The sequence below is a fragment of the Streptomyces millisiae genome (assembly GCF_031845425.1).
GTDB classification, from domain to species: Bacteria; Actinomycetota; Actinomycetes; order Streptomycetales; family Streptomycetaceae; genus Streptomyces; species Streptomyces millisiae.
Genome location: NZ_JAVREM010000004.1, coordinates 1 through 17,048 on the forward strand (window position 1 = coordinate 1; position 17,048 = coordinate 17,048).

The 17,048-nt window shown below is 72.5% G+C and carries 22 protein-coding genes; 15 read left to right on the forward strand and 7 right to left on the reverse strand.

Features of this window, described 5'->3' with window-relative positions:
* Positions 1-227 precede the first annotated feature (227 nt).
* From RNC47_RS05850 to lpdA, 3 genes are read left to right on the forward strand one after another with little or no spacing between them, the layout of a single operon-like run.
* Positions 228-473 carry a DUF6186 family protein gene (locus RNC47_RS05850; RefSeq protein ID WP_311596118.1) on the forward strand — a complete coding sequence of 82 codons (246 nt, stop codon included), beginning with the start codon at positions 228-230 and terminating at the stop codon, positions 471-473.
* Positions 474-482: 9 nt separating this feature from the next.
* Positions 483-914, forward strand: coding sequence for a DUF6256 family protein (locus tag RNC47_RS05855; RefSeq protein ID WP_311596120.1), 432 nt, complete (start codon positions 483-485; stop codon positions 912-914).
* Positions 915-941: 27 nt separating this feature from the next.
* Complete coding sequence (gene lpdA / locus RNC47_RS05860; RefSeq protein ID WP_311596122.1) at positions 942-2,351, forward strand: dihydrolipoyl dehydrogenase; 1,410 nt, start codon at positions 942-944, stop codon at positions 2,349-2,351.
* 325 nt (positions 2,352-2,676) lie between these two features.
* Here lpdA and RNC47_RS05865 read toward each other — a convergent pair whose 3' ends face one another.
* A complete protein-coding gene (locus RNC47_RS05865) occupies positions 2,677-2,892 on the reverse strand; it encodes a hypothetical protein (protein ID WP_394814718.1) in 216 nt (71 codons plus the stop codon).
* A 359-nt stretch (positions 2,893-3,251) separates the two neighbouring features.
* Here RNC47_RS05865 and RNC47_RS05870 point away from each other — a divergent pair, with 359 nt between their 5' ends.
* The gene (locus RNC47_RS05870) at positions 3,252-3,617 is read left to right on the forward strand and encodes a hypothetical protein (protein ID WP_311596127.1); all 366 of its coding nucleotides are present in this window, start codon (positions 3,252-3,254) and stop codon (positions 3,615-3,617) included.
* A gap of 256 nt (positions 3,618-3,873) precedes the next feature.
* Positions 3,874-4,014 (forward strand): hypothetical protein, encoded by a 141-nt coding sequence (locus tag RNC47_RS05875; protein WP_311596128.1) that lies wholly within the window; start codon positions 3,874-3,876, stop codon positions 4,012-4,014.
* A 219-nt stretch (positions 4,015-4,233) separates the two neighbouring features.
* Here RNC47_RS05875 and RNC47_RS05880 read toward each other — a convergent pair whose 3' ends face one another.
* Positions 4,234-4,497: a hypothetical protein gene (locus RNC47_RS05880; protein ID WP_311596129.1), complete on the reverse strand. Its 264-nt coding sequence runs from the start codon at positions 4,495-4,497 to the stop codon at positions 4,234-4,236.
* Between the two features lie 148 nt (positions 4,498-4,645).
* On the reverse strand, positions 4,646-4,846 hold the full coding sequence (locus tag RNC47_RS05885) for a hypothetical protein (protein WP_311596131.1): 201 nt from the start codon (positions 4,844-4,846) through the stop codon (positions 4,646-4,648).
* A gap of 111 nt (positions 4,847-4,957) precedes the next feature.
* On the opposite strand from RNC47_RS05885, the gene RNC47_RS05890 reads away from it, so the two are divergent.
* From RNC47_RS05890 to RNC47_RS05905, 4 genes are all read left to right on the forward strand, one after another.
* Positions 4,958-5,494: an RNA polymerase sigma factor gene (locus RNC47_RS05890; protein WP_311596133.1), complete on the forward strand. Its 537-nt coding sequence runs from the start codon at positions 4,958-4,960 to the stop codon at positions 5,492-5,494.
* Positions 5,481-6,272 carry a hypothetical protein gene (locus RNC47_RS05895; RefSeq protein WP_311596136.1) on the forward strand — a complete coding sequence of 264 codons (792 nt, stop codon included), beginning with the start codon at positions 5,481-5,483 and terminating at the stop codon, positions 6,270-6,272. The genes RNC47_RS05890 and RNC47_RS05895 overlap by 14 nt, the downstream gene beginning before the upstream one ends.
* A 70-nt stretch (positions 6,273-6,342) precedes the next feature.
* A complete protein-coding gene (locus RNC47_RS05900) occupies positions 6,343-7,470 on the forward strand; it encodes a sensor histidine kinase (RefSeq protein ID WP_311596138.1) in 1,128 nt (375 codons plus the stop codon).
* Positions 7,467-8,132, forward strand: a complete 666-nt coding sequence (locus RNC47_RS05905; protein WP_311596140.1) for a response regulator transcription factor — start codon at positions 7,467-7,469, stop codon at positions 8,130-8,132. Before RNC47_RS05900 ends, RNC47_RS05905 begins: the two co-directional genes overlap by 4 nt.
* On the opposite strand, the gene RNC47_RS05910 is transcribed toward RNC47_RS05905, so the two are convergent.
* The gene (locus RNC47_RS05910; RefSeq protein ID WP_311596141.1) at positions 8,133-8,666 is read right to left on the reverse strand and encodes an NUDIX hydrolase; all 534 of its coding nucleotides are present in this window, start codon (positions 8,664-8,666) and stop codon (positions 8,133-8,135) included.
* Positions 8,667-9,073: 407 nt separating this feature from the next.
* Here RNC47_RS05910 and RNC47_RS05915 point away from each other — a divergent pair, with 407 nt between their 5' ends.
* The 5 genes from RNC47_RS05915 to RNC47_RS05935 all read left to right on the forward strand — a co-directional run bounded on the left by RNC47_RS05915 (position 9,074) and on the right by RNC47_RS05935 (position 14,133).
* Complete coding sequence (locus RNC47_RS05915) at positions 9,074-9,988, forward strand: ATP-binding cassette domain-containing protein (RefSeq protein ID WP_311596144.1); 915 nt, start codon at positions 9,074-9,076, stop codon at positions 9,986-9,988.
* Complete coding sequence (locus RNC47_RS05920) at positions 9,985-10,734, forward strand: ABC transporter permease subunit (RefSeq protein WP_311596146.1); 750 nt, start codon at positions 9,985-9,987, stop codon at positions 10,732-10,734. Before RNC47_RS05915 ends, RNC47_RS05920 begins: the two co-directional genes overlap by 4 nt.
* 111 nt (positions 10,735-10,845) lie before the next feature.
* The gene (locus RNC47_RS05925) at positions 10,846-11,256 is read left to right on the forward strand and encodes a DoxX family membrane protein (protein WP_311596148.1); all 411 of its coding nucleotides are present in this window, start codon (positions 10,846-10,848) and stop codon (positions 11,254-11,256) included.
* A gap of 124 nt (positions 11,257-11,380) precedes the next feature.
* A complete protein-coding gene (locus RNC47_RS05930; protein ID WP_311596150.1) occupies positions 11,381-12,523 on the forward strand; it encodes a MarP family serine protease in 1,143 nt (380 codons plus the stop codon).
* Positions 12,524-12,597: 74 nt separating this feature from the next.
* The gene (locus tag RNC47_RS05935) at positions 12,598-14,133 is read left to right on the forward strand and encodes an FG-GAP-like repeat-containing protein (RefSeq protein ID WP_311596152.1); all 1,536 of its coding nucleotides are present in this window, start codon (positions 12,598-12,600) and stop codon (positions 14,131-14,133) included.
* Here RNC47_RS05935 and RNC47_RS05940 read toward each other — a convergent pair.
* Positions 14,130-14,729: a histone deacetylase gene (locus RNC47_RS05940; protein ID WP_311596154.1), complete on the reverse strand. Its 600-nt coding sequence runs from the start codon at positions 14,727-14,729 to the stop codon at positions 14,130-14,132. The genes RNC47_RS05935 and RNC47_RS05940 overlap by 4 nt on opposite strands.
* Positions 14,730-14,884: 155 nt before the next feature.
* On the opposite strand from RNC47_RS05940, the gene RNC47_RS05945 reads away from it, so the two are divergent.
* Positions 14,885-15,763 (forward strand): phosphatidylinositol-specific phospholipase C/glycerophosphodiester phosphodiesterase family protein, encoded by an 879-nt coding sequence (locus tag RNC47_RS05945; protein ID WP_394814719.1) that lies wholly within the window; start codon positions 14,885-14,887, stop codon positions 15,761-15,763.
* Here RNC47_RS05945 and RNC47_RS05950 read toward each other — a convergent pair.
* Together RNC47_RS05950 and RNC47_RS05955 are read right to left on the reverse strand one after the other, a co-directional pair.
* Entirely contained in the window at positions 15,746-15,964 is a 219-nt protein-coding gene (locus tag RNC47_RS05950) for a hypothetical protein (RefSeq protein ID WP_311596156.1), read from the reverse strand. The two genes, RNC47_RS05945 and RNC47_RS05950, sit on opposite strands and share 18 nt — an antisense overlap.
* 185 nt (positions 15,965-16,149) lie before the next feature.
* Positions 16,150-16,944, reverse strand: a complete 795-nt coding sequence (locus RNC47_RS05955; protein ID WP_311596157.1) for a VOC family protein — start codon at positions 16,942-16,944, stop codon at positions 16,150-16,152.
* Positions 16,945-17,048: the final 104 nt, after the last annotated feature.

Below are 17,048 nucleotides of genomic sequence, written 5' to 3' on the forward strand. Positions count from 1 at the left end.
GTGCATGAGGGCCTTCTCAAGGTCGGTGGAGACGTCGCAATCCACACCGAACCCGGAAGGCCCTCACCCATTCAAGAACCCACAGCCGAGACCTCCATCACCGTCCACAACCTCCCGAGACAGAACAGCTAGCGCACCCGAGCCCCGGGCGCGGCGCACCGCGGCGGCGGCGGCCGTAAATCCCACTCCGCCGGGGTCGCGTGCAGCACCATGCCACCATGTCCGAAATGCCACATCACGCCCAGATCGGATACATCGTCTGGGCCATCCTGTTCGCCGCCCTCTTCGCGTGGGAGGGCATCGGCCTGCTGCACCCCGTCGACTCCTACCCCACCCTGAGCCAGGCCCTCGGCGCGACGATGCGCCACCAGTTCGGCCGCTGGGCCCTGTTCACCGCGTGGCTGTGGTTCGGCTGGCACGCCTTCGTCCAGAACTGGCACTTCCTGCTCCGCGGCCCGGGCCCCGTGGGCTAGCCGGCCGCCATGGGAGACTGGATCGCCGTCATCTCCGTCGCGGTCATCTACGTGCTGGTGATGATCTACCTCCGGGTGGGCGTGCGGTTGTTGCGCGTGGAGCCGGACGGCCGGCCGCACCGGCGGCACCCGGAGCGGTGGGGCTGGCCGGAGTTCGCCCGCCAGCTCGCCCGCACCTTCGTCGGCGGCTGGCTGCTGCTGATGGTGGTGATCGTGGGCTACTACGGCGGCATCGCCCGACACAACGCCACCTTCGTCTGGCACGCCTTCACCGGCACGCTCTCGCTGATGGCCATCACCTACCCGCTGTTCCTCGGCGCGACCTGGGTGTTCCTCAAGGTGGCCGGCTGGCGGTCACGCCCCGGGCGGCGCGGGCGGCCGGACGGCAGCGTGGTGTCATGGGAGGGGCAGAATCACCGTCCCGACCACCCGAACCGTTGAGAGCGCGAAAGAGGGCGTGAAGGTTTCATGAGCACGCACTACGACGTCGTCGTCCTGGGCGCGGGGCCCGGCGGCTACACCGCCGCCGTCCGCGCCAGCCAGCTGGGTCTCCGGACGGCCGTCATCGAGGAGAAGTACTGGGGCGGGGTGTGCCTGAACGTCGGGTGCATCCCGTCCAAGGCGCTGCTCCGCAACGCCGAGTTGGCCCACACCTTCACCCACGAGGCGAACACCTTCGGCATCCGGGTCGAGGGCAGCGTGAGCTTCGACTACGGCGAGGCGTTCCGGCGCAGCCGCAAGGTGGCGGACGGCCGCGTCGCGGGCGTGCACTACCTGATGAAGAAGAACGGCATCACCGAGTACGACGGCCGGGGCACCTTCACCGACCCGCACACGCTCCAGGTCGCGCTCAGCGCGGGCGGCACCGAGACGGTCACCTTCGACCACTGCGTCATCGCGGCCGGCGCCACCACCCGCCTGCTGCCGGGCACCCGCCTCAGCGACCGGGTCGTCACCTACGAGGAGCAGATCCTCACCGAGGAGCTGCCGGGCTCCATCATCATCGCGGGCGCCGGCGCGATCGGCGTCGAGTTCGCGTACGTGCTGCACAACTACGGCGTCAAGGTGACGATCGTCGAGTTCCTGGACCGGATGGTGCCCCTGGAGGACGCCGACGTCTCCAAGGAACTGGCCCGCCAGTACCGGAAGTTGGGCATCGAGGTGCTGACCTCGACCCGGGTCGACGCGATCGACGACTCCGACCCGGCCCAGCCGGTCAGGGTCACCGTGACCAACGCCAAGGGCGAGCAGCAGCTCCTCCAGGCCGACAAGGTGCTGCAGGCCATCGGCTTCGCGCCCCGGGTCACCGGCTACGGCCTGGAGACCACCGGCGTCGCGCTCACCGAGCGCAACGCCATCGCGGTGGACGGGCGTTGCCGCACCAACGTGCCGCACATCTTCGCCATCGGCGACGTCACCGCCAAGCTGATGCTGGCGCACGCCGCCGAGGCCATGGGCGTGATCGCGGCCGAGACCATCGCGGACGCCGAGACGATGGAACTCGACTACGTGATGATCCCGCGCGCCACCTACTGCCAGCCGCAGGTCGCCAGCTTCGGCTACACCGAGGCCCAGGCGCGGGAGCGCGGCTTCGACGTCAAGGTCGCCAAGTTCCCCTTCACCGCCAACGGCAAGGCGCACGGCCTCGGCCAGCCGACCGGCTTCGTCAAGGTCATCAGCGACAACACCCACGGCGAACTGCTCGGCGCCCACCTGATCGGCCCCGAGGTGACCGAGTTGCTGCCCGAGCTGACGCTGGCCCAGCAGTGGGACCTCACGGTCCACGAGGTCGCCCGCAACGTCCACGCCCACCCGACGCTGGGCGAGGCCGTCAAGGAGGCGATCCACGGCCTGGCGGGGCACATGATCAACATGTGACTCCCGGCTGCCGCCACCTCGAACGGCCCGCCCCCGACCAGCGTTGGGGCGGGCCGTTCTGGTCGCTGTTGGCCGTCGCCGGTCACCCGGGGCCGTCGTCGCACGGCCCGGAGACGGCCCGGGCGGCGAGGCCGAACACAACGGTCTGCCCACCGACAGCCCACATGACTACACGGCTCGACCCGCAACTTGGTGGGGAAAAGCCCCGGACAGGGTGTGTCGTACAGCTCATGGCTGCTACGCGAAGAGCCCCGGACCTCTCTCACCGAGACGGCCGGGGCTCACGAGCATGTCATGCAGCGATAAGCGAACGCGTAAGCATGCGTCAGACGATGTGCACGCGCTCAAGTGATCCATCCTCCGTGCGAAGTAGAACCTGTCGCCCCTCAGCCATCTCCCTGGCCAGAAACGCGTACACCTGAACAGCTCGATTGATGACGTCCGACTTCGAGAGCGCCGAGATCTCCGTCAACTCCTGCACCGCCTGAACGGCAGCCGGAACGAAGGTGACCGAGTAACGCTCACTCTCTGCGGCTTCCACGGGTCGCATCGACCTACCCATACAGCCCCTTCCATCGCATACACCAGACACCGAAACCCATTCGGCACCACTCGGCCACCTGCACTCTCTCACAGATACACCGCGAGCGCACCCATGGCGATGCACTTCCGGTGCATCGCCGGTGCATTTGTGCGCTAGGCTGAGACCACCACTTCGCCTGGGGTGCGAGCATCGTGTCGCAGTGGGCAAAGTGTCGTACCGATATGACCACAACCGAAAGGAGTCGCCTTGGATGACCTATTTATTCGCTCCCGTAACGGGACGCGGGTAACGCCCTAGCTCCGTCGTGCACTCATAGGGAGTGCACAGCTTGGGCATAGGCACCTGAAAGGGCTCCTATGGCCACCGACAAGGACCTGACCATCCCCGCCGCTGTGAATGACGCCGTCTCCAGCCAGGAGGAGGCGCATGAAGCCGCAGAGATGCTGCTGGACGAGCCGACGTCGGCCGCCACCGTCAGCATCACTTGCACGCCTGAAGGCCTGGGGGTGACCGCCTCCGCGCCGGACAGGTGGAGCGGCTACACGCTGCACACGCTCAACTCGCTGAGCGCCACTGCGGCCACTGCGACCGGCCCGGTCCTCCTGTTGAAAGTATCCCAGGGCACCGGTATGCCCTGGCAGGCGGCAACAGGTTTCGCCCTGCTCTTGACACTCATGCCCCTGGCTTACCTTCTGCTCTCCATTCGGCACACACGGGCTTGATCACCCTCCGTTGTCGGATGATTCCTCCGCACTAGTGCACTGGCGCCAAACCCTCTGATCCAGGGTCCAGACAGTCGCCAGCCGTTTGTTCCCCACGCCGCTCGGCGTGGGGAACAAACGGCTGACACTTGTCCTCCTAGAAGGACGCCGCTCTCGCTTGGAGCAGGCCACGTTGGCCACAGGATGGCAGCAGGCATCAGCTTTCACCCTGCCGAGCCCCTCAGGAGTCAGCGCTTCGGCAACGACGGTTAGCGACGTGACCACAGCGACGGCGCCAGCGTCCGCCAGGGATCGTTCCTTCGAGGCTTGTTCGCTACCCGATCGCGGCGATCCCGGCGGCATGGCCAGCTTCGACATCCCGCACCGCGTCGCCGATAAGCACGAACTCGCGCACTGAGTCGCCGACGAAGACGAGATCCCCTCCCATACAGTGCCCCAGGCGCGTCCAGTAGCAGGCGCGGACCCGGCTTCATGGGGGACGGATCTCCGGGAACCCAACCAATTACCCCGCTGATCCGCTCTGTCAATCCGTGCAACAGCAAGTACGACTCGATGGCGCGACTGGCGTTGTTGCTCACGACGACCACGGAGCGCCCGGTGCGACTCGCGGCGTCGATCACTCCGTCGATGTCGGGGTTCGGCCGAGCCAGGCCAGCAGCCTCCGTCTCCAGTTCCCCCTGAACCGCATCCGCAGCAGTAGTGAGAACGGGTCGCTCTCGTCGTTCCACCCTTGCCTGGGCGGGTGCCCTGCGTTCGTGAGTTGCCGACGCATGCGCTGCGCCACCTCATCAGCCGGGAGGCCAACGAACATCGAACCGAACGGCCCGTCGAAGTCAATCAGCAGGTGGCGGACGCCGCTCAAGGCGTCGTCGAGGCTCACGCCTCGTCCCGCTGGCAGGCGATGCTGTCTCAGATGCTGTCGAACCGCCGCTGGGACTGCTGGACGTACTGCCAGCCGAGTGATGCGTCCTCCTGGCCTGCCGAGTGGTGGAACAGCGTCGTGTCCTTCCCCGGATACCGAAGACCACTTACACGCCGTTGATGATGTACAGCTTGAAGAGCACGGACGCCTGGAAGAACCGGATGTCCACCGTGGCGGACTGCACCAGGCCGACTTCCGCCAGCACCTCCACTGAGTGCTTGATGCCGCCGGCGAGTTGCCGGCCAACAGCCCAGCACGGTTCCTGAGTGCGGGGGTCGTCGTACAGGCTGTCTACCAGGACCCGCACCGCCAGGTGAGGACGCTCCGCTGTCAGGTGGGCCGCCGGGGGACCGGCGGCCCACCGGCGTGTGGTCCGACGGACCTGTAATGAGGGGTGGGGTGCCGGACATTGCCGGGCATGGACTCAGACGAACTGGCCGACCGGTTCGACCGGCTGGCCCGGTCGACGCTCCGCCGGGTGACGGGCTACTGCCTGCGCAGAACCGACGAGGCGGCGGCCCACGACGCGGTGTCCGAGGTGTACGCGGTCGCCTGGCGACGCCGCCGGCAGCTGCCGGACGACGACCACCAGGCGTTGTTGTGGCTGCTCGGCGTCGCGCGCAACGTGCTGGCGAATCAGGCGCGTTCGCAGCGGCGTTGGCTGCGGCTGCTGCGTCGTGCCGCTGAAGGGGCCGTGCCGGCGCCGGCGTTCGAGACCGGCGTGGCCGATCTCGACGTGGCGCTGGCGGAGTTGTCGGAGGCCGACCGTGAGGTGCTGCGGCTCGCCTACTGGGACGACCTGTCGCACGACGACATCGCCGACCACCTCGGCATCACGCCCGGCGCGGTCGCCACCCGGCTGCACCGGGCGCGGCAGCGGCTCAGGCCCCATCTGACGGCCCTCGACCACGCCCCCCAGGACAGCGAAGGGAAGCTCGCGCATGCTCGGCGATGAAGGACTCGAAACGGTGTTGCGGGCCGCGGACCCGGTGCGGGACGAGCGGCTGCCGGATCCGGAAGGGCCGGCGGGGCTGCGCCTGCTGACCACCGCGCGGCGCCGCGCCGGCCGGAGCCGGCTGCGGCGGCTGGTGGTGATCCCGACGGCGGTCGCCGTGACGGTCGGCGCGGCCACGGCGGCCGTGGTGCTGGCCACGGGCGAGGGCGCGGTCACGGACTCGACGCTGGTGCGCTGCGTGGCGCCGGAGGGCGGCTACCGGCCGTTCGCCGATTCCGAGCCGCTGCCCTACATGAACACCGACTTCAACGCGGCCACCGACGACCTCGCCGCGGTCTGCCGGGACGTGCTGACGGACGAGACCGGGGCGTCGGTGGTGGCCGACACGCAGCTCACCCCGTGCGTGAACGGCGAGGGCCTCATCGTGGTCCGCCCGGGCCCCACCGCGGTCTGCGCCGAGAACGACGAGGTGCGCTACGTCGGCGTGACGGAGGAGCAGCGGCGGCTGGCCGAGTTCCGGCTGGCGGTGGAGAACTCGATCGGGTACGGGGAGGGCGAGTGCCTCCCGATGACGGAGCTGCCCGCGCTCGTCGACCGGCTCCAGGCGGAGCATGGCCTGACCGGGTGGACCGTGGACCTGTCCGACGAGGTGCCGGGCACCTGCGTGTCCAACGTGCTGTTCCGGGAGTCCGAGCGGGAGATCACCGCGTGGGCGCTGGACGAGCGGTGGGTCGAGGAGATGGTGGAAGGGGGCGTTCTGGAGATCGAGGCCGGGTAGGTGCGCCGAGCCGGCCGGCTACTCCCGTCGTCGTACGTGCCGCGCGCCCGCCCCGCCTACCGTGGGGCGGGTGCGGACGTTCACGTATCCCCTCGCGCTCTCGCTCGGCGTCGGCTGCCTCACCGCGGCCGACCTGGCGTCCAACGTGCCGGGGTCGCGGGAGGACGACTGGTTCAGCTGGCTGGTGTACGCGGTCTCCCTCGCCGGGCTGCTGGCGCACCGCGTGCGGCCGGGGCTCTCGGCCGTGGTCACCGGCGCCGGCTGCGTCGCCTGGACGCTGCACGGGCACGTCGGCGAGCTGCTGAACCTGCCGGCCATGGTGGCGCTCTACTTCGTGGCGCTGGGCGGGGACCGGCGCCGCACGGTGCGGGTGGCGGTCCTCGCGGCGCTGGTCGCGGGGGCGGCGGCGGTGGTCTCGGGGCAGGAGGAGGGGCGGCCGGTGCCCTCGCCCGTCCTGGAGATGGCGGTGCCGCTGGTGCCGCTGCTGCTCGGCGAGGTGGTGCGCGGGCGGCGCGAGCTGGTGCGGCACGCGCTGGTCGAGCGGGAGCGGGAGGCGGAGCGCCAGGTGCGCGCCGAGCGCATGCGCATCGCCCGCGAGCTGCACGACATCGTGGCGCACACCGTCTCGGCGATGACGGTGCACGCCGGGGTGGCGCTGGAGGCGCTCGACCGGCGGCCCGAGGTGGCCAGGGCGGCGCTGCGGCAGGTGCGGGAGTCGGGGCGGGAGGCGGTGGCCGAGCTGCGCGCCACGGTGACGGTGCTGCGCGACGCCGACGCGACCGCCCCGGTGGGCCCGGCGCCCGGCCTCGACCAACTCCCGGAGCTGGTCGAACGGTTGGCGGGCGGCGGGCTGAGCGTGACGCTGCGCCGCTCGGGGGCGCGCCGTCCGCTGCCGCCGATGGTGGAGCTCGCCGCGTACCGGATCGCGCAGGAGGCGTTGACCAACGTGGTGAGGCACTCGGCGGCGCGGCACGCGGCCGTGTCGGTCGTCGACGGGGAGGACGGCCGGCTCACGGTCGAGGTGCTGGACGAGGGGCCGAGCAGGCCGGAGGCCGCGGGCCGGCCGGGGTTCGGCCTGCTCGGCATGCGCGAGCGGGCCGCGGCGGTCGGCGGCACCCTCGACCACGGCCCGCACCCGGCGGGCGGCTTCCGGGTGCGGGCCGTCCTGCCGGCGCTCTCCGGCGAGGTGACCGGATGATCCGGGTGGTGCTCGCCGACGACCAGGCCGTGGTGCGGGCCGGCTTCCGGGCGTTGCTCGATCTGACCGACGACCTGGTGGTCGTCGCCGAGGCCGCGGACGGGGCGCTCGCGGTGGAGGCGGTGCGTTCCACCCGTCCTGACGTGGTGCTGATGGACATCAGGATGCCGCGCCTCGACGGCCTCGCCGCCACCCGCCGGATCGCGGCCGATCCGACGCTGGCGGACGTGCGGGTGCTGGTCCTGACCACCTTCGGCGCCGACGAGTACGTCTTCGAGGCGCTGCGGGTCGGCGCCGCCGGCTTCGTGCTCAAGGACATCGAGCCGGCCGAACTGCGGTCCGCGATCCGCACGGTGGCCGCCGGCCAGAGCCTGTTGTCGCCCTCGGTGACCCGGGGGGTGATCGAGGAGTTCGCCCGGCTGCGCACGCCGCTGGCCGAGGGCGCCGGCCGGCTCGCGCCGTTGACCGCGCGGGAGCGCGAGGTGGTGGCGCTGGTGGGCGGCGGCCTGTCCAACGACGAGATCGGCGCCCGGCTGTTGATGTCGCCGCTCACCGCCAAGACGCACGTGAGCCGCGCCATGACCAAGCTGGGCGCGCGGGACCGCGCCCAACTCGTGGTGCTGGCCTACGAGACGGGACTGGTGCGCCCCGGCGGGCGGTGACTACCGCACGCCCTCGTCCATCAGCAGGTAGAGCAGCCCGTTGAGGGTGGCGCCGCTGACGATCTCGCCGCGGTCGATCAGGGAGCGGATCCGCTCGATCGGGACCCACTCGATGCGGTCGGACTCGTTGAGCTCGGTGGGCGGCCCGATGTGGGTGGCGCCCTCGGCCCGGAAGATGTGGTGCTGGGAGTCGGTGATGCCGTTGGCCGGCTCGGCGTAGAGCAGCGGCTTCATCGGCCCGGGACGCCAGCCCGTCTCCTCCTCGACCTCGCGCGCCGCGGCCTCGGCCGGCGACTCGTCGGCCTCGACCAGGCCCATCGGCAACTCCCAGGCCCAGGCGTCGGTGATGAAGCGGTGGCGCCACATCATCAGCACCTCACGGCGGGAGTTCACCACCACGGCGACGGCCAGGTGCCGCAGCCGCACGACGTGGTGTTCGAAACGCTGGCCGTCCGGCAACTCGACATCGACAAGGCACACGTTGAGCCAGTGGTTCGTGTAGATCTCACGCTCGCCGAATGTCTTCCACCGCATGCGCGTTCCGCCCTTTCGTCGTTCCGCCGTTCCGTCGCGCCGAGTATTCCAGAGCGGAACCCCCGCCTCACCCGTGGCAACCATGCCTCACCTGCGACGCTTGACGATTCCCCACCTCGCCGGAATGCCGGGAAAAAGTAAACCCCTTCGGTTGCCGAACAGTTATGGGAACCGCGGTGCCCGGCGCGGGTTTCAGCGTGCGAGAAGTCGAGAAGGAGGCCTGCAGAATGCCATGATCCCGGCGAAGACAATTCACTCGGGGGCGGATTCGGGCGACATGGCGGAAACGGCCGCCGTTCACGCGCGCGGGCGACCGTGCCGGCGGCCGAGCGGCTACTCCCGGCGCGGTAGCGGCCGACTCCCGCCGGCGGACGACGGGCCGGCCGCCGGCTCCTAGCGTCGGCGGCATGATCGAGGTGTTCGAACTGACCAAGCGCTACGGCGAGCGAACCGCCGTCGACGGGCTCACCTTCGCCGTCCGACCCGGGCGCGTCACCGGCTTCCTGGGGCCGAACGGCGCCGGCAAGTCCACCACCATGCGGCTGATGCTCGGCCTGGACGCGCCCACCTCGGGCACGGTGCGGGTCGGCGGCCGGCACTACCGGGAGCTGGCCGCGCCGCTGCGCGTGGTCGGCTCGCTGCTGGACGCGAAGGGCGTGCACGGTGGCCGTTCCGCCCACGCCCACCTGGCCGGCCTGGCCGCGAGCAACGGCATCCCGCGCCGCCGGGTGGACGAGGTGCTGGCCGCGGTCGGCCTGGACCCGGCCACGGCGCGCCGGCGGACCAGGGGCTTCTCGCTCGGGATGGGCCAACGCCTCGGCATCGCCGCCGCGTTGCTCGGCGACCCCGAGGTGCTGCTGCTGGACGAGCCGGTCAACGGCCTGGACACGGAGGGGATCAGGTGGATCAGGGAGCTGATGCGCTCGCTGGCCGCCGAGGGCCGCACGGTCCTGCTCTCCAGCCACCTGATGAGCGAGATGGAGCTGACCGCCGACCACCTGATCGTGATCGGCCGCGGGCGGCTGCTGGCCGACACCGGGATGCGGGAGTTCATCGAGTCCAACTCCCGCGCCGGGACGCTGGTTCGGGCGCCGGAGGCGGAGCGGCTGCGGGACGTGCTGGCCGCGGCGGGCGCCACGGTCCGGCTCGACGCGCGCGGCGGCTGGCTGGTCGAGGGCCTGGACGCGCCGGCGATCGGCGAGCTGGCCCGCGAGCATCTGCTGGCGCTGCACGAACTCACGCCGCGTCACTCGTCGTTGGAGGACGTCTACACCGCGATGGCGGCGCCGGCCGCCGAGTACCGCACGGAGGTGGCGAGGTGACCGCGACGACGTTCCGCAGGGCGCTCGCGTACGAGTGGATCAAGTTCCGCAGCGTGCGGTCCCTGGTGTGGACCACGGTGGTGGCGGCCGCGCTGCCGGTGCCGGGCGCGGCGTTCGTCGCCGCCACCGGCAGTCTCAAGACGGACGACACGGTGCTCGGCGGCAGCCTCACCTTCAGCGTGCCGGCGATGATGCTGGCCGCGGTGCTCGGCGCGCTGCTGGTCTGCGGCGAGTACGGCAGCGGCACGATCCGCGTCACCCTGGCCGCGGTGCCGCGCCGCGGCACGGTGCTGGCCGCGAAGGCGACCCTGGTCGCCGCGCTGCTGTACGCGCTGGCGCTGCCGGCCACGACCGCCGCCTACCTGGTGGGCGGCGCGATGCTGGGCGAGGAGTACGCGCCGGGCGAGCCGATGCCGGCGCTGCTCGGCGTCGCCGCGGCCTTCTCGGTCGCCGGCCTGCTCGGGCTCGCGGTGGGCACCCTGCTGCGCCACTCGGCCGGCGCGATCACCGCGGTGCTCGCCCTGCTGCTGCTCCCGTCCATGCTGGGCCCGCTGCTGGGCGACGCGGAACGCTGGGTGGCCGGCGTCTCACCGACGGCGGCGCTGGAGAAGCTGATCCAGACCTCGGACGCCACGGCCGACGCCGTCGGCTCGCTCCCGGCCTGGCCGTCGCTGGTCCTGGTCACCGGGTACACGACCCTGGCCCTCCTCGCCGCCACCGCCCTGCTCCACCGCCGCGACGTGTGACCGTCCGGTTGCCGGGCGCACGCCGCCGCAGGACAGTGGGAGGGCGACCGGCCTGGCCGCCTCGGAAGGGCGTCCAGACACCGACAACCATCTCCCGTCCGGAGGTGCTCCATGGACGTCATCGTCCTCATCGGCCGGATCCTCTTCGTCGCCCTGTTCCTGAACTCGGCGTTCGGCCACCTCACCCAGAGTCGCGCCATGGCCGGCTACGCCGGCGCCAAGGGCGTGCCGTCGCCACACCCGGCGGTGCTCGGCTCCGGCGTGCTGCTGCTGCTCGGCTCGATCAGCGTGCTGCTCGGCATCTGGGCCGACCTCGGCGCGCTGCTGCTGCTGGTCTTCCTGGTGCCGACCGCGCTGCTGATGCACGCGTTCTGGAAGGAGAGCGACCCGGCGGCCCGCCAGAACGACATGATCCACTTCATGAAGGACCTGGCCCTGGCCGGCGCGGCGCTGATGCTGCTCGGCCTCTTCTCGATCGCCGGCCACCGGCTCGGCCTCACCCTCACCGGCCCGGCCTTCTGACCGGCCCTCCCGATCCACCGGGCCGGGAACCGTCGGCGCCCCTCCCACGTTGACCATGCGACGTTCCATATCCCGACGAACGGGACGAAGAAGCTCGCCGGGTCACGGCGGAGGGGGGTGCCAGGTGAATCTGCTCGACGTGGTGCTGCTGCTCGGCGCCGTCCTGGCCGCCGTCTCCGGCTACCACCGCGGCCTGATCGCCGGCGTGATCTCGCTGGCCGGCTTCGTCGGCGGCGCCGTCCTCGGCGTGTGGCTGCTGCCGTTCGTGGTGGACGCGGTCGAGCCGGGCTCTGCCGCCGCCACCCTGCTGGCGCTGCTCGTGGTGCTGGTCCCGGCCGCGCTCGGCCAGGCGCTGGCCTGGCCCCTGGCCATGCGGCTGCGCGACCGGCTGCGCTGGGCGCCGGTGCGCTGGGTGGACGGCGTCGGCGGCGCCGCGTTCAACGCGGTGGCGGTGCTGCTGGTCGCCTGGATCGTGGCCAGCGCCCTGATCCCCACGCCATCGCCCGGGCTCAACCGCGCGGTCACGGAGTCGCGGGTGCTGGGCGGCGTCCAGGACCGGATGCCGTCCCAGGCGCCCACCTGGTTCAGCCGGGCCACGGGGGCGCTCACGGAAGCCGGCTTCCCGCAGGTCTTCAACCCGTTCGAGAACGCCCCGACGGCCGAGGTGCCCGAGCCCTCAGGGGACAACGTCACGCAGGCCGCCGTGGCCGCCGCGCAGAACAGCACGGTCAAGATCGCGGCCTCCTCGGGGCTCACGGGGCAGGAGGGCAGCGGCTGGGTCTTCGCCGACCAGCGGGTGCTGACCAACGCGCACGTCGTCGACGGCGCGAGCGCCGTCTCGGTGCAGATCGGCGGGGTCGGCCCTGACCTGCCGGCCACCGTGGTGCTCTCCGACCCGGACGTGGACGTGGCCGTGCTCGACGTCCCCGGGCTCACCGCGCCCACCCTCGCCCTCGCCGACGACGCGGGCAGCGGCGACCCGGCGGTGGTCGCCGGCTACCCGGAGAACGGCGGCCTCGACGTGCGCGCGGCCACCGTGGCCGGCCGCACCAACGCCCAGGGTCAGGACATCCACGGCGAGAGCGTCGTCGTCCGGGACATCTACACCATCCGCGGACTCGTCCGCCCGGGGAACTCCGGCGGGCCGTTGCTCACCACGGACGGCCAGGTCTACGGGATGGTGTTCGCGCGCTCGGTCACCGACTCGGACACGGGATACGTGCTGACCGCCGACCAGATACGCCCCTACCTCCAGGCCGGGGCCTGACGGGGGCAACCTCCCGCCCGCCTCGTCGGTCTGACACGCTGACCGTCCGTGGGGTGAATCTCGGGTGATCCCGAGTGAAGCGAGTGAACGCGCTCGTCCCGACCGCCGCCATGGCCCGCCGACCGAGAGGCCGCCCGTTGCGTACGTCGTCGCGTCCCCGCGCCCGCGCCACCCTCGTCCTCGCCGCCGCCACCGTCGCCGCCGCGGCCGGCGTCGTCCCGCTGGCCGCCACCCCGGCCGGCGCCGCGCCCCCCGGCGTGCGCGACGACTTCGACGGGAACGGCTACCGGGACCTGGCCGTCGCGGCCCCGCACGCCCTGGTCGACGGCCAGGAGCACGCCGGCGCGGTGGTCGTGGTGCCCGGCTCGGCCGCCGCCCCGAGCGCCGCCGCCACCACCGTGCTCAGCCAGAGCAGCCCCGGCGTGCCCGGTGCCTCGGAGGCGGGCGACGCCTGGGGCGCGGCGGTCGCCGCCGGCGACTTCGACCACGACGGCCGCGCCGACCTGGCGGTCGGCGCCCCGGGCGAGGACACCGGGCAGGGGGTGGACGTGGGCGCGGTGATCGTGCTGTGGGGCGGCAGCGGCGGGCTCGGCGCCGGCACCGCGCTGGCCACCCCCGCAACCCCGGGGCTCACCGGCTTCGGCGGCACCCTCGCCGCCGGCGACTTCGACGGCGACGGCGTCGACGACCTGGCCGTCGGCCAGCAGGGCGTCAACGACGTCTGGATCTACCGCGGCGGCAGCGGCTTCCCCGCCGCGCCCACCGGCTTCGAGGCGACCGCGCTCACCGACGGCGTCGCCGGCGTCGCCACCCTGGCCGCGGGCGACATCAACGGGGACGGCACCGACGACCTGGTGGTCGGCGGGGACAACCTCACCGCCCGGGACTACTTCCGCAACGCCGTCTACCTCTCCCCCGGCTCCGCCTCGCGCCGCGTCTACGCCGGCCTCGCGGGACACGGCACCTCGGCCGCCGTCGGCGACGTCGACGGGGACGGCCGCGCCGACGTCGTCACCGGCCACCCGCGCGAGCCGGACGGCGTGTTCCAGGGCACCTCGCGCGGCGGCAACGTCACGGTGACCTACGGCGCGGCCGGCGGCCTCGCCACCTCCCGCGCGCCGGTGGTCATCCACCAGAACACGGCCGGCGTGCCGGGCGCCGCCGAGCCGGAGGACCAGTTCGGCGCCTCCGTGGCGCTCGGCGACATCAACGGCGACGGCTACGCGGACCTCGCGGTCGGCGCCGACCAGGAGAACATCGGCGAGGCGCTCCAGGCCGGCGCCGTCACCGTCTTCCACGGCTCGGCGGCCGGGCTCACCACCACGACCTCCTACTCCCTGCACCAGAACACGGCGGGCGTCCCGGGCGGCGCCGAGGCCAACGACCGGCTCGGCAACGCCGTCTCGCTGACCGACCGCAACCGCGACGGCCGCGCCGACCTGGCCATCGGCGTGCCCGGCGAGGACGAGGGCGCCGGCGGCTTCATGTGGCTGCCGGCCACCGCGACCGGCATCACCACCACCGGCTCCGTCGGCGTCGGCGCCAGCGCCACGGGCCTGGCCGTCACCGGCCAGTACCCACCCGAGCTCGGCTCCGACTTCTCCGGCTAGGTTTCGGCCCGGCACTCGATCAGCTCGCGCACGGCGGCCGGGTCCCAGTGGCCGCGCGCGCCGGGGCGGGAGGCCAGGTAGCGCGCGGCCCGCGCCGCCGACCAGCCGCGGCCCTCCACCAGGCCGGTGCCGAGCTGCCGCAGGTAGCCGGCGGACGGCGCCCGCCACGGCACGTCCCCGCTCCCCCAGGGCGCGGTGAACGTCAGCACCGGCAGCCCGGCGACCTCGCCGGCGCACACCAGCGTCTCGTACCGCCCGGGCCCGAGCCGCGCGCTGCCGCCGGGCCGCCGCAGTCCGGCGGCCAGCACCAGGTCCTGGCCCGGCGCCCGGCCCATCTCCTGCGCCGCGATGTCCGAGAACTGACCGAGCGTCAACAGGTGTGCCCTGGCCGGCGTCTCCTCCCCGGCCGCCCCCGGGTCGTAGAACGCGCGCCCGCCACCCCACACCGGCGAGTGGGTGGCGAAGTACAGCAGCCCCGGCAGCGTCACCGGCACCGACCGCTCGGGCGGCCGCGGGTCGCGGCAGCCGGGATGCGCCCGGGCCGCGCCGGGCGCGACGCCGCCCCGCAGATAACGGTCAAGCCGCGCCAAGGACATGTTCGACCCGTAGGCCGCATACCAGACGCGGTCCTCGGCGGCGCGGCCACGCGCCGGTGATCTCTCGGCGAACTCTTCCCCGCCGACCGCCGCAGCCCCTGCCAATTCCCGCCGCCTCCCTCGATACTCACCGCGACACCGTCTCGGGAGGAATCGTGACGCACCTCAGCCGCCGCCAGGCCCTCGGCACGGCGGGCACGCTGGCCGTGACCGCCGCCACGCTCACCACCGGCCTCGTCGCCACCCCGGCCGCCGCCCATGGCCGGCCCGGCACCGGCCCCACCCCGCTGCGCCGCGCCCACGCGCACAACGACTACGAGCACCCGCGGCCGCTGCTCGACGCCCTCGACCACGGCTTCACCAGCGTCGAGGCCGACATCTGGCTGGTGGACGGCGAGTTGCTGGTCGCCCACGACGCCGTCGACCTCGACCCGGCCCGCACCCTGGAGGCGCTCTACCTCGACCCGCTGCTGGCGCGGGTGCGGGCCAACGGCGGCTCGGTCCACGCCGGACACCGCGCCCCACTGCAACTGCTGATCGACATCAAGACCGCGGGCGACCCGACCTACCGCGAACTCTCCCGCCGGCTCCGCCCCTACCACTCGATCCTCAGCTCGGCGACCGGCGGCCGCGTCCACCCCCGCGCCGTCACGGCGGTGATCTCGGGCGACCGCGCCGCCCGGGTGCCGATGACCGAGGAGCGCGTCCGCCACGCCTTCTACGACGGCCGCCTCGACGACCTCGGCACCGCCGCGCCCGCCTCGTTCATCCCCCTGATCAGCTCCAACTGGACCAGCAGCTTCCGCTGGCTCGGCGAGGGCCCGATACCGCCGGCCGAACGCCGCCTGCTGCGCGACATCGTGGGCCGGGCGCACGCCGCCCGGCAGCGGGTGCGCTTCTGGGCCACCCCGGACGTCCCGGGGCCGGCCAGGGACGCGGTCTGGCGCGAGCTGGTGGCCGCGGACGTCGACCACCTGAACACCGACGACCTGCCAGGGCTCGCGGCCTTCCTCCGCTCAGGCACGGACGGGTAGGTCCTCGATCCACGTGTAACGGGTGCCGCGGCCCTGGGTGGTCCGCAGCTCGTAGAGGCCGGAGGAGGTCGCCTCGGCGCCCTCCTGCCGGGCGGCCAGCATCAGGGGCAGCAGCGCCTGCCCGGTGATCACCAGGTCGACGGTGCGCCCGTGCCGGGGACCGCCTTCGAAACGAACGCTGATGACATGGGGCTTGGCCATGCTCCCCAACCTAGCCCCGCCGCCCGTAAGAGCGTCGTCAAGCGGACGTGGCGAGGCCGGCGTTCGCCCCTGAATTCGGGCGGGAGTACCCCGCCTGCCCCACTCGTTCGAGTGATGGGCGGCGAAAGGTTACCCCGCCCGAGGTCCCTGCTGGGGGTCTGTCTGAGGGGCCTGCTGACGCCCGGTCAGACCGTGCCGGCGGGCTCGCCGATCGTCGTCTCGGGGTCGATCAGCGTGAAGGTCGCGCCCAACGGGTCGGTGACCGCGGCGAACCGCCCGTAGGGGCTGTCCATCGGTCCCCGGACCAGTCGCCCGCCGAGGCGTTGGAGGTTTGCCACCGCCTGGTCGCAGTCGGCCACCGCGAAGTACACCTCGACGTGCGGCGCGATCTCGGCCGGCGCGTCGTCGGGGATCCGGTAGCGGCCGGTGCGGGGCTCGCCGTGGATCATCCACACCGCGTAGTCCATCTCGGCCGTGCTCTCCAGCAGCTTGGCGTCGATCGGGAAGACGGTGGTGAAGAACTCGTCCGTCCTGGCCGCGTCCCTGGTGTGCACCTCGGCCCAGCAGAAGGCGCCCGGCGCGTCGCGCTTCTCGAAGCCGTGGTGGGTGCCCTCCTGCCACACGCCGAACCGCACCCCCGCGGGGTCGCGGGCCATCAGCATGCTGCCGAACGGCGCCACCTCCATCGGGCCCATCAGCGTCTCGCCGCCGTGGTCCCTGACCCGGCCCGCCGTCGCCGAGACGTCGGGCGTGTCGAAGTAGACGGTCCAGGCCGGCGGCACGTCGTTCTGCCCCGGCATCTGCGGGGCCAGCGCGGCGACGGCCTTGCCGTCCGAGTAGGCCTGCGTGTACCCGCCGTACTCCTGGGAGCCGGTCTGGAAGGTCCAGCCGAACAGATCGCCGTAGAACCGCTTGCCGGCCTCCAGGTCGGGCAGCGTGACGTCGGCCCAGCAGGGCGCGCCCTCGGGGTAGCCAGTCATGATGCCTCGTTCCCCTTCTCCCCCTGATCTCGTTGTCCTCTCCTGTCACTCACACCCCTGTCTCCACGCTAGTCAGCGGTGGGACGATCGGCACGGCGAGCGGA

What these genes read in the sequence shown, in the direction of transcription:
- RNC47_RS05895 (WP_311596136.1), top strand. Translation starts at nt 5,481, where the DNA reads ATGCTCGGCGATGAAGGACTCGAAACGGTGTTGCGGGCCGCGGACCCG.
- lpdA (WP_311596122.1), top strand. Translation starts at nt 942, where the DNA reads ATGAGCACGCACTACGACGTCGTCGTCCTGGGCGCGGGGCCCGGCGGC.
- RNC47_RS05870 (WP_311596127.1), top strand. Translation starts at nt 3,252, where the DNA reads ATGGCCACCGACAAGGACCTGACCATCCCCGCCGCTGTGAATGACGCC.
- RNC47_RS05890 (WP_311596133.1), top strand. Translation starts at nt 4,958, where the DNA reads ATGGACTCAGACGAACTGGCCGACCGGTTCGACCGGCTGGCCCGGTCG.
- RNC47_RS05905 (WP_311596140.1), top strand. Translation starts at nt 7,467, where the DNA reads ATGATCCGGGTGGTGCTCGCCGACGACCAGGCCGTGGTGCGGGCCGGC.
- RNC47_RS05850 (WP_311596118.1), top strand. Translation starts at nt 228, where the DNA reads ATGCCACATCACGCCCAGATCGGATACATCGTCTGGGCCATCCTGTTC.
- RNC47_RS05925 (WP_311596148.1), top strand. Translation starts at nt 10,846, where the DNA reads ATGGACGTCATCGTCCTCATCGGCCGGATCCTCTTCGTCGCCCTGTTC.
- RNC47_RS05955 (WP_311596157.1), bottom strand. Translation starts at nt 16,944, where the DNA reads ATGACTGGCTACCCCGAGGGCGCGCCCTGCTGGGCCGACGTCACGCTG.
- RNC47_RS05910 (WP_311596141.1), bottom strand. Translation starts at nt 8,666, where the DNA reads ATGCGGTGGAAGACATTCGGCGAGCGTGAGATCTACACGAACCACTGG.
- RNC47_RS05915 (WP_311596144.1), top strand. Translation starts at nt 9,074, where the DNA reads ATGATCGAGGTGTTCGAACTGACCAAGCGCTACGGCGAGCGAACCGCC.
- RNC47_RS05940 (WP_311596154.1), bottom strand. Translation starts at nt 14,729, where the DNA reads ATGTCCTTGGCGCGGCTTGACCGTTATCTGCGGGGCGGCGTCGCGCCC.
- RNC47_RS05855 (WP_311596120.1), top strand. Translation starts at nt 483, where the DNA reads ATGGGAGACTGGATCGCCGTCATCTCCGTCGCGGTCATCTACGTGCTG.
- RNC47_RS05950 (WP_311596156.1), bottom strand. Translation starts at nt 15,964, where the DNA reads ATGGCCAAGCCCCATGTCATCAGCGTTCGTTTCGAAGGCGGTCCCCGG.